Source organism: Streptomyces griseoviridis (genome assembly GCF_005222485.1).
In the GTDB taxonomy this organism is placed as follows: Bacteria; Actinomycetota; Actinomycetes; order Streptomycetales; family Streptomycetaceae; genus Streptomyces; species Streptomyces hintoniae.
Window position 1 is genome coordinate 1,624,165 of record NZ_CP029078.1, and the last position, 10,836, is coordinate 1,635,000.

Genomic DNA, 10,836 nt, shown 5'->3' on the forward strand with positions numbered 1-10,836 from the left:
CCGATGCTGCCCTACACCACTGACAACGCCCCGCCGCGACGGCTCAGACGGCCTTGTTGCGCCGCCGCGCCAGCTCGTCGGCCGGGTTCGGCCCGACCAGTGTCTCGCCGGTGTCGATCCGCTCGCCGTGCAGCTGCGAGAGGGCGTTCTCGACGTCCCGCCACACCACGCCGACGGCGATCCCGAAGATCCCCTGCCCGCCTTGGAGCAGCTCGTGCACCTCGTCGGGCGACGTGCACTCGTAGACGGTGGCGCCGTCGCTCATGAGCGTCATGCGCTCCAGGTCGCTGAAGCCGCGCTCCCGGAGATGGGCGACCGCGGCCCGGATGTTCTGGAGGGAGACGCCCGTGTCGAGGAACCGCTTGACGATCTTCAGGACCACGACGTCCCGGAAGCTGTAGAGCCGCTGCGTGCCCGACCCGTAGGCGGGCCGCACGCTCGGCTCGACGAGCCCGGTGCGGGCCCAGTAGTCCAGTTGCCGATAGGTGATGCCGGCCGCCGCGCAGGCCGTCGGGCCGCGGTAGCCGATCTCCTCGGACGCCATGGGCGCCGCCCCTCCGCCGCTGGGCACGGCCGCCGGTCGCCTCGGGGCGTGGTCGGCCGTGCTGGTGTGAAGCGGGTACGGACCGCTCTGCCCCGGACTGCGTCCGGGGGCGCCCCCAGCCGTGCCGTCGCCGCTGCTTCTCACGCCGACCTCCGTCCTTGACCTGCCTTCTCGACGGTAGGCAGTCACCCGGGGTGCGTCAACGATCGCCACACTCGGCACGCCGAGTGATAATCACCCAAGGAGTGGTTTCCCGTACCCAACCGCGGGGAAAGGCTAGCCGAATGCGCTCGGAACGGGCCGCAGGACGCACTCACTCGCCCGGGGCAATTGCCGCCCGTCGCGCCGCTCGGACAGCGAGAACCGGCCCGCCAGGACCCTTCTGGTCCTGGCGGGCCGGCGACGCTCACTGGTTGCTGGTGCCGAAGTCCTCCGGCGAGATCTGGTCGAGGAACTCGCGGAACTTCTCGACCTCGTCCTCCTGCTCGTCCGGGATCGCGATGCCCGCGTCGTCCAGCACCCCGTCACTGCCGTAGATCGGCGTTCCGGTGCGCAGGGCGAGCGCTATGGCGTCGGAGGGACGCGCACTGACCTCGACCCCGCTGGCGAAGACCAGCTCCGCGTAGAAGACGCCCTCCCGCAGGTCCGTGATGCGCACTTCGGTCAGCTCCTGGCCGACGGCCTCCAGCACGTCCTTGAACAGGTCGTGGGTCAGCGGCCGCGCGGGGGCCATGCCCTGCTGAGCGAAGGCGATCGCCGTCGCCTCCCCCGGCCCGATCCAGATGGGGAGGTAGCGGTCGCCTCCCACTTCGCGCAGGAGCACGATCGGTTGGTTGGAGGGCATTTCGACCCGGACACCTACGACATCGAGCTCGTTCACACAGCAACCCTAGGACGTGCCCGGGATGTTTGGGTAGTCGGGCCGGGAACCGGGGGACTATCCGGCCCTCGGGAGCCCGCCCCGCTCAGGGCAGACGCACACCCAGCGCGGTCTGCACCAAGGCACCGTGCAGCCGCACGGTGAGCGCCGCCAGCTCCTTCGTACGGGCCTCGGCGTGCGCCCGGGTCTGCGGGTTGCGGTGGCGCTTCAGCGGGGCCACCACCTGGTCCACCAGACCGGCCTCACGGTCCGCGGCGGCCTTCATGGCCCGCAGATGGCGCGGCTCGATCCCGAACCGGCCCAGCTCCACCACCAGGGCCGCCACGGTGACCGCCTCGGCGTCGTACACCCCGTCCGCCAGCGGCGTCACCAGGCCGTACGACTCCCACTCGGAGAGTTCCCGGTCCTCGATGCCCGCGGCCGCCAGCAGCTCGCCCCTGGCGATCCTGGCCGCCGTGGGCCCCTCGGCGACCTCGAGGGCCGCCTCGCCGTCCCGCTGCCGCCCGACGACCGGCAGCGGCGCGGCCTCACCGCGCGCGATGGCGTCCAGATGCTCACGGATCACCTTGAGCGGCAGATAGTGGTCCCGCTGCATCCGCAGCACCTGGCCGAGGCGCTCCACGTCGGCGGGGCTGAACTTGCGGTACCCCGAGGGGGTCCGCTGCGGCTCGATGAGCCCCTCGGACTCCAGGAACCGGATCTTGGAGATGGTGACTTCGGGGAACTCGTCGCGCAGCGTGTTCAGGACGGCGCCGATGCTCATCAGCCCACTGTCCGTGGCGGCGGTGCCGTGTCCGGCACCGCCGCTCGGTGTTCGCAGCATGGACCTTCCCTCAGGTTCCCCCGGACACCGTCCGGAGGAAGGGTCAGTAACCCGGCTGGCTCGCGTAGAAGACCAGCCGGTACTTGCCGATCTGCACCTCGTCGCCGTTGGCCAGCGCGACCTCGTCGATCCGCTCCCGGTTGACGTAGGTGCCGTTCAGGCTGCCGACATCGGCCACCGTGAACGAGGCGTCCGCGGCCCGCCGGAACTCCACGTGCCGGCGCGAGACCGTCACGTCGTCCAGGAAGATGTCGCTCTGCGGGTGGCGTCCCGCGGTCGTCAGATCACCGTCGAGCAGGAAGCGGCTGCCCGAGTTCGGACCGCGCCGCACCACCAGGAGCGCGGAGCCGAGCGGCAGCGCGTCCACGGCGGCCTGCGCCTCGGGAGAGAGCGCCGGGAGCTGCGTCTGCCCGGTCACCTCGGCGTCGTACGCCTCGAGACCGGAGATGGAGATCGTGGACGTCGTCTCGGACGGCCGCTCGGGCGTCGCGCCCGGTCGCAGCGGCGCGCCGCAGTTGGAGCAGAAGCGGCTGTTCTCCGCGTTGCGGTTACCGCACCTCGTACACACCAGGGCCGACATAGGGGAAAACCCTCCACCCGTACTCGAGGTTGACGGTTGCCCGAAACCTATGTCGCCCGACTGGCCAGGGTCAACCGACGCCCCGCCCTGACCACCGGGAATGTCACCGGCCTGACCGCCGACCTGATCCCGGAACAGCGGACGGCCGCCCTCCGCGTCGGGCTGGACGCGATGGTGGGCCGTCGCGTTGGCGTTGCTCTCTCGCGAGCTCTTGCCGAACAACTTCGCAAACAACTTCACGGGCGATTCCCCTTGACCGAAACAGACCCGCCCGTGGGGCAGGACGAACCCTGACTGCATACACCGGCCGACCCGGACATTCTCACAACGTCCGTATCCACCAGACAGTTTCCACCACGCACCTGCCAATCGGTGCGCCGACCCCCCGCAACCTCATGCCCCTGCCGGACGACCTCCATGCACCCCCGGTTCACTGCGAGGACGACCGAGCGTAGTCAGGCTGCTCCGCCGCTCGCAAGGCGTCCACGACGATCTTGTCCGACCGCTCGACGACCACGGTGGCCTGCTCCTTCTCCAGAGTCTGCACCACGCCTCCAGGGATGTTGAGCGCCGGTTCGAGGTCCGCCGGCTTGCCGATGACCTTGAAACGATAGGGCGCGGTGATCTTGTTCCCGTCGACGCTCACCGTCTTGCCCGACTCGGTGAGGTAGGTACGGGCCACCACGCGTACGTCGTTCACCTGGATCGCCTCCGCGCCCGCGGCGCGCAGCTCCTGGATCGCGTCGAGCAGCATGTCCGACTCGACCGTCCCCTTCGTGTCCTCGATGGTCATCGTGATGCCGGGACCCTGAGCGGCCACGGTGCCCGCCAGAATGCCGAGTTGCCTCTCCTTCTCGACCGTCTGCCTGCGGGCCTCCTCGGCCTGGTCGGAGCTGTTCTCCAGCTCGTCCCGCTGCTTCTCCAGTCCCTGCTTCTCGTCCTCTAGACGCTGAGTCCGGTCATCCAGTTCATCGAGAATGCGCACAAGATCTTCCTGACGCGCGCCGCGCAGCGCGCTGTCGCTGTCGCTGTTCGACGCGACCTGCACGGCGAGGCCGAAACCGAGCCCGAACAGCAGCAGCGCGACGATGAGTTGGGCCCGTGTCACCCGCGGCGGCCACAGCCCCTTCGCCAGCCGCTGACGGCCGGTCAGCCCGGGTTCGGGCTCGGGCGTGTCCCCGGGCGCCTGGGGCGCCGAGGCGGTCGGCACCTCGGCGGGCAGCTCCTTGCGCAGCCGGTGCTGCGGCTCCCCGTGATGGTTGCTCATCGTCGTCACGCCCGGAAGACGTGCCGGCGGATCGCCGCGGCGTTGGAGAAGATGCGGATGCCGAGGACGACCACGACACCGGTCGACAGCTGCGCGCCCACGCCCAACTTGTCGCCCAGGAACACGATCAGGGCGGCGACCACGACGTTCGACAGGAACGAGACCACGAAGACCTTGTCGTCGAAGATGCCGTCGAGCATGGCCCGCAGACCTCCGAAGACGGCGTCGAGCGCCGCCACCACGGCGATCGGCAGATAGGGCTCGACGACCGCCGGCACCTCCGGCCGGACCAAGAGGCCGGCCACCACTCCCACAATGAGGCCCAGTACGGCGATCACGATGTGCCCTTCTCGGTTTTCGGCTGTGCTGTACGTACGATCACACTCGGTGCCGCGGGCAGCCGGAGGTCGCTCTCCACGGAGATGGCGGTCCGAATGCCGTAGGTCTCCTGAAGGGCGTGCAGATAGAGCCCGTCAGCGCTGTCCTGAAAGGTGCCGCTCAGTTCCTTGCCGTTGCCCACGGCGAGCACCGTGTACGGCGGAACGAGCGGCTTGTTGTCGACCAGTATCGCGTCTCCCGCGGCCCTGATCGCCGAAAGGGCCGTCAGGCGCTGCCCGTTGATGGAGATCGCCTCGGCGCCCGACGCCCACAGTCCGTTGACGACGCGCTGCATGTCGCGGTCGCGGACCCGGCCGGTGTCGGAGAACCCGGCAGTCTCCCGGGGGTTGCCGCCGCCACCGCCGCCGGCTTCCTTGGCGTCGCTCACGACGAGCTTCACACCGGGGCCGTGGACGGCGGCGGCGCCCGACAGGACGGCCACCAGGTCGGCCTGGCCGCTGCCGCCGCTCATCCGCAGGGCTTCCCGCTGGCGGGCGCTCACCTCGGCGCGCAGCTTGTCGACGGAGCCTTCGAGCTTGTCGGCGGTCTCCGTCTCGCGGTCGATCCGGTCGATCAGTTCCTCGCGCTCCTTGGCGACCACCGGGGCCGCCACGCGCGCCTGTGCGGCGCCCACGGTGACCACCAGGGCGGCCAGCACGAGACCGCCGGCCAGGCCGAGCTTGGCGCGCAGCGTCTTGGGCAGGCCCGCGTCGCCCGCGGCCCGCTTCCGGGAGGCGGCCTCGGCGTACCCGTCGTCGAGGCTGTGGTCCATGACGTTGGTGAGCAGCGACATGGACGCGTCCGGTCGCGAGGGTCGCGTGGGTGTCCTCCGAACGGGGGGCTGCTGCGGCATGCCGCACATCGTCGCACGCCGCGACCAGTACCTCCGAATGGCCCTACCGGCGTGCCGGACAGGCCCCCTTGGGGACGCTTGTCCGGCACGCGCGCGTGGGGTGGGTTCAGCGCCCCGCGCTGTCCACGACCGCCGACCACTCCTCGATCAGGGCCTGCGCGGACGCGTCGTCCGGGCCTTCCGCCCACAGATGGGTGACCGCTTCGGCGGGGTCGGGCAGGACCATCACCCACCGCCCGTCGGTCTCCACCACACGGACACCGTCCGTGGTGTCCACGAAGCGGTCTCCGGCCGCCTCGACTACCCGCCGCATCACGAGCCCCTTGACGGCCCACGGGGTCGCCAGATCGCTCTTGAGGACGTGCGCCCGCGGGATCCGGGCGTCGATCTGGCTGAGCGTGAGCTGCGTCCGCGCCACCAGCCCGATGAGCCGGACGAAGGCGGCCGTGCCGTCGAAGACGCTGCTGAACTCGGGGACGATGAACCCGCCCCGGCCGTCACCGCCGAAGATCGTCGAGTCGTCACGGCCGACCCTGGTCAGGTCGTCGGGCGACGTGGTCGTCCACTCGACCTGGGTGCCGTGGTACGCGGCCACCTGCTCGGCGATCCTGGTCGTGGTCACCGGCAGCGCCACCCGCCCGCTGCGCCGCTCGGCGGCCACCAGGTCGAGCATCACGAGGAGCGCGCGGTCGTCCTCGATGATCCGGCCCTTCTCGTCGACCAGCGAGAGCCGCTCGCCGACCGGGTCGAACCGCACGCCGAACGCGGCCCGCGAGGACGCCACGATCTCGCCGAGCCGCACCAGACCGGCCCTTCGCACGTCGCTCGTCTCGGTCGGCCGGGACTCGTCGAGACCGGGGTTGACGGTCAGCGAGTCGACGCCGAGCTTGCCGAGCAGGCTGGGCAGGACGAGGCCGGCGCTTCCGTTGGAGGCGTCGACGACGACTTTCAGCCCGGCCTCGGTGATCCCGGTGGTGTCGACGTTCCGCAGCAGCGAACCGGTGTACGAGTCGAAGACACTGGCCGGGAAGTGCAGGTCGCCGATCTCACCGGGGAACGCGCGCCGGTACTCCTGCCGTGCGAACACCCGGTCCAGCTTGCGCTGACTGCCCTGGGACAGGTCGGCGCCCTGGCCGTCGAAGAACATGATGTCCACGGAGTCCGGCACCCCGGGCGTGGTCCGGATCATGATGCCGCCTGCGCTGCCGCGCGCGGTCTGCTGCCGCGCCACGGGCAGCGGTACGTTCTCCAGGTCGCGGACGTCGATGGCGCTGGCCTGCAACGCGGAGATCACCGCCCGCTTGAGCGCGCGGGCACCGCGGGAGTGGTCGCGGGCCGTGGTGACGGTCGAGCCCTTCTTCAGGGTCGTCGCGTACGCGCCGGCCAGCCGTACGGCCAGTTCCGGTGTGATCTCGACGTTCAGGATGCCGGACACCCCGCGGGCTCCGAAGAGGTGCGCCTGGCCTCTGGATTCCCAGATGACCGAGGTGTTGACGAAGGCACCGGCCTCGATGGTCTTGAACGGGTAGACCCGTACGTTCCCCTGCACGATCGACTCTTCGCCGATGAGGCATTCGTCGCCGATGACAGCGCCGTCCTCGATCCGCGCGGCCCGCATGATGTCGGTGTTCTTTCCGATGACGCAGCCGCGCAGATTGCTGTGCTCTCCGACGTACACGTTGTCGTGCACGACGGCCCGGTGCAGAAAAGCGCCGCTCTTGACGACGACGTTGGAGCCGACGACGGTGTGCTCGCGGATCTCGGCGCCGGCCTCGACCTTGGCGTAGTCGCCGATGTAGAGGGGCCCGCGCAGTTCGGCGTCGGGGTGCACCTCGGCGCCCTCGGCGACCCAGACGCCCGGCGAGATCTCGAATCCGTCGAGTTCGACGTCGACCTTGCCCTCCAGAACGTCCGCCTGGGCCTTCACGTAGCTCTCGTGGGTGCCGACGTCTTCCCAGTAGCCCTCGGCGATATAGCCGTAGATGGGCTTGCCTTCCTTCATCAGCTGCGGGAAGACGTCACCCGACCAGTCGACGGACACGTCGGCCTCGACGTAGTCGAAGACCTCGGGCTCCATGACGTAGATGCCGGTGTTCACGGTGTCGGAGAAGACCTGCCCCCAGGTCGGCTTCTCCAGGAAACGCTCGACCTTGCCCTCTTCGTCGACGATGGTGATGCCGAACTCCAGTGGGTTCGGTACCCGCGTCAGACAGACGGTGACGAGCGCGCCCTTTTCCTTGTGGAAGTTGATCAGCTCGGTGAGGTCGAAGTCGGTCAGGGCATCACCGGAGATGACGAGGAATGCGTCGTCCCGCAACGCCTCTTCGGCGTTCTTGACGCTGCCCGCGGTTCCGAGTGGCTTCTCCTCATTGGCATAGGTGAGCTCCATTCCGAGCTCTTCACCGTCACCGAAGTAGTTCTTGACCAGAGAGGCCAGGAACTGCACGGTGACGACGGTTTCGTTCAGCCCATGCCTTTTCAGCAGCCGAAGCACGTGCTCCATGATCGGCCGGTTGACGACCGGCAGGAGCGGCTTGGGCATGCTTGAGGTCATGGGGCGAAGGCGTGTGCCTTCGCCTCCGGCCATCACGACGGCCTTCATGTCGGAAGCGTCCTCCTCGAAGAGACGACGGTCCTGCCGACTTCACCCGTCCTGATTGTCCCGCAGTTTTCCTTCGGGAGCCATCGGACTTGGGCCGCCCCCGATCAGCGGGTTCAACCGGCAGCCTGGGCGTCCGCGCGGATCAGTCGGCGGACTTGTACTACGTACAGCACTCCTGCCCACCAATACAGAGTTGTACCCCATCCTGCGAACGCCCATCCGAAAATAGCAGCGAGTGACGAGATCCAGCTACTTCCGTCACTGAGCAGGAGCAGTGGGAAGGCGTACATGAGGTTGAAGGTGGCGGCCTTCCCGAGGAAGTTCACCTGGGGCGGCGGATAGCCGTGGCGCCTGAGGATGCCCACCATCACCAGGAGAACCAACTCACGCGCCAACAGTAGAGCCGTCAACCAAATCGGCAGGATCTCGCGCCAGGTGAGTCCGAGCAGGGTGGAGAGAATGTAGAGCCGGTCGGCCGCGGGGTCGAGGAGCCGGCCGAGGCTGCTGATCTGGTTCCAGCGTCGTGCCAGCTTGCCGTCCAGATAGTCGCTGATCCCGCTGAGGGCGAGTACCAGCAGCGCCCAGCCGTCGCTCTTGGGGCCCCCGAACTCGGGCCTCAGAATCAGCCACAGGAACAGCGGCACGCCGAGCAGCCGAGCCATGCTGAGGATGTTGGGGATGGTGAGGACCCGGTCCGTCTGGACGCGGGTCTCCTGGACCTCCACCCGGGGGCCTCCTGATGAGGGAAAATTGCCTACGATTCCCCCTGACCCTACCTCAACGCAAAAAAGCTCTGGCTCTTGGGCGGTATGCCCAAGAGCCAGAGCTGTAAAAGAAGTTCGGCGGCGTCCTACTCTCCCACAGGGTCCCCCCTGCAGTACCATCGGCGCTGAAAGGCTTAGCTTCCGGGTTCGGAATGTAACCGGGCGTTTCCCTCACGCTATAACCACCGAAACACTATGAAACTATCCAGCCACACCACAACCAACCCAGCAAAGGGTTCAGGTGTGGGGCTGTTCGTGGTTTCAGAACCAACACAGTGGACGCGAGCAACTGAGGACAAGCCCTCGGCCTATTAGTACCGGTCACCTCCACACGTTACCGTGCTTCCAGATCCGGCCTATCAACCCAGTCGTCTACTGGGAGCCTTAACCCATCAAGTGGGTGGGAGTCCTCATCTCGAAGCAGGCTTCCCGCTTAGATGCTTTCAGCGGTTATCCCTCCCGAACGTAGCCAACCAGCCATGCCCTTGGCAGGACAACTGGCACACCAGAGGTTCGTCCGTCCCGGTCCTCTCGTACTAGGGACAGCCCTTCTCAAGACTCCTACGCGCACAGCGGATAGGGACCGAACTGTCTCACGACGTTCTAAACCCAGCTCGCGTACCGCTTTAATGGGCGAACAGCCCAACCCTTGGGACCGACTCCAGCCCCAGGATGCGACGAGCCGACATCGAGGTGCCAAACCATCCCGTCGATATGGACTCTTGGGGAAGATCAGCCTGTTATCCCCGGGGTACCTTTTATCCGTTGAGCGACGGCGCTTCCACAAGCCACCGCCGGATCACTAGTCCCGACTTTCGTCCCTGCTCGACCCGTCGGTCTCACAGTCAAGCTCCCTTGTGCACTTACACTCAACACCTGATTACCAACCAGGCTGAGGGAACCTTTGGGCGCCTCCGTTACTCTTTAGGAGGCAACCGCCCCAGTTAAACTACCCATCAGACACTGTCCCTGATCCGGATCACGGACCCAGGTTAGACATCCAGCACGACCAGACTGGTATTTCAACGACGACTCACACCGAACTGGCGTCCGATGATCAAAGTCTCCCAGCTATCCTACACAAGCCGAACCGAACACCAATATCAAACTGTAGTAAAGGTCCCGGGGTCTTTCCGTCCTGCTGCGCGAAACGAGCATCTTTACTCGTAGTGCAATTTCACCGGGCCTATGGTTGAGACAGTCGAGAAGTCGTTACGCCATTCGTGCAGGTCGGAACTTACCCGACAAGGAATTTCGCTACCTTAGGATGGTTATAGTTACCACCGCCGTTTACTGGCGCTTAAGTTCTCAGCTTCGCCGAGACGAATCTCGACTAACCGGTCCCCTTAACGTTCCAGCACCGGGCAGGCGTCAGTCCGTATACATCGCCTTACGGCTTCGCACGGACCTGTGTTTTTAGTAAACAGTCGCTTCTCGCTGGTCTCTGCGGCCACCCCCAGCTCACCGTGTAAAACGGATCACCAGACGTGGCCCCCCTTCTCCCGAAGTTACGGGGGCATTTTGCCGAGTTCCTTAACCATAGTTCACCCGAACGCCTCGGTATTCTCTACCTGACCACCTGAGTCGGTTTAGGGTACGGGCCGCCATGAAACTCGCTAGAGGCTTTTCTCGACAGCATAGGATCATCCACTTCACCACAATCGGCTCGGCATCAGGTCTCAGCCACATGTGCGACGGATTTACCTACCGCACGGCCTACACCCTTACCCCGGGACTACCATCGCCCGGGATGGACTACCTTCCTGCGTCACCCCATCACTCACCTACTAACCGCTTGGTCCGGCGGCTCCACCACTCCCCTCAACTCCGAAGAGATCAGGGCGGCTTCACGGCCTTAGCATCACGATGCTCGATGTTTGACGCTTCACAGCGGGTACCGGAATATCAACCGGTTATCCATCGACTACGCCTGTCGGCCTCGCCTTAGGTCCCGACTTACCCTGGGCAGATCAGCTTGACCCAGGAACCCTTAGTCAATCGGCGCACACGTTTCCCACGTGTGTATCGCTACTCATGCCTGCATTCTCACTCGTCAACCGTCCACAACTCGCTTCCGCGGCTGCTTCACCCGGCAGACGACGCTCCCCTACCCATCACAGCGGGCGTTGGCCCTCATGCTGCAAT

The 10,836-nt window shown here is 66.6% G+C and carries 9 protein-coding genes and 2 rRNA genes (1 of these 11 only partly in view); all 11 read right to left on the reverse strand.

From position 1 onward, the window contains the following. Positions 1-43: 43 nt before the first annotated feature. Positions 44-688, reverse strand: coding sequence for a MerR family transcriptional regulator (locus tag DDJ31_RS06260; RefSeq protein ID WP_127181283.1), 645 nt, complete (start codon positions 686-688; stop codon positions 44-46). Between the two features lie 262 nt (positions 689-950). Continuing rightward, positions 951-1,424 (reverse strand): bifunctional nuclease family protein, encoded by a 474-nt coding sequence (locus tag DDJ31_RS06265; protein ID WP_067026588.1) that lies wholly within the window; start codon positions 1,422-1,424, stop codon positions 951-953. Positions 1,425-1,509: 85 nt separating this feature from the next. Beyond that, positions 1,510-2,247, reverse strand: coding sequence for a transcriptional regulator FtsR (gene ftsR / locus DDJ31_RS06270; protein WP_127181282.1), 738 nt, complete (start codon positions 2,245-2,247; stop codon positions 1,510-1,512). Positions 2,248-2,290: 43 nt separating this feature from the next. Next, positions 2,291-3,196, reverse strand: a complete 906-nt coding sequence (locus tag DDJ31_RS06275; RefSeq protein ID WP_127181281.1) for an FHA domain-containing protein — start codon at positions 3,194-3,196, stop codon at positions 2,291-2,293. A 61-nt stretch (positions 3,197-3,257) separates the two neighbouring features. Continuing rightward, a complete protein-coding gene (locus DDJ31_RS06280; protein WP_127181280.1) occupies positions 3,258-4,094 on the reverse strand; it encodes a DUF881 domain-containing protein in 837 nt (278 codons plus the stop codon). Positions 4,095-4,099: 5 nt separating this feature from the next. Further along, entirely contained in the window at positions 4,100-4,432 is a 333-nt protein-coding gene (locus DDJ31_RS06285; RefSeq protein ID WP_006134295.1) for a small basic family protein, read from the reverse strand. Next, the gene (locus DDJ31_RS06290) at positions 4,429-5,265 is read right to left on the reverse strand and encodes a DUF881 domain-containing protein (RefSeq protein WP_164785029.1); all 837 of its coding nucleotides are present in this window, start codon (positions 5,263-5,265) and stop codon (positions 4,429-4,431) included. Before DDJ31_RS06290 ends, DDJ31_RS06285 begins: the two co-directional genes overlap by 4 nt. Before the next feature lie 166 nt (positions 5,266-5,431). Continuing rightward, a complete protein-coding gene (locus DDJ31_RS06295) occupies positions 5,432-7,927 on the reverse strand; it encodes a mannose-1-phosphate guanyltransferase (protein ID WP_127181278.1) in 2,496 nt (831 codons plus the stop codon). Between the two features lie 113 nt (positions 7,928-8,040). Continuing rightward, positions 8,041-8,652 (reverse strand): CDP-alcohol phosphatidyltransferase family protein, encoded by a 612-nt coding sequence (locus DDJ31_RS06300; RefSeq protein WP_127181277.1) that lies wholly within the window; start codon positions 8,650-8,652, stop codon positions 8,041-8,043. A gap of 112 nt (positions 8,653-8,764) precedes the next feature. Next, positions 8,765-8,881 (reverse strand): 5S ribosomal RNA (gene rrf / locus DDJ31_RS06305). Between the two features lie 101 nt (positions 8,882-8,982). Beyond that, positions 8,983-10,836, reverse strand: a 23S ribosomal RNA gene (locus tag DDJ31_RS06310); it runs 1,268 nt beyond the window's last position.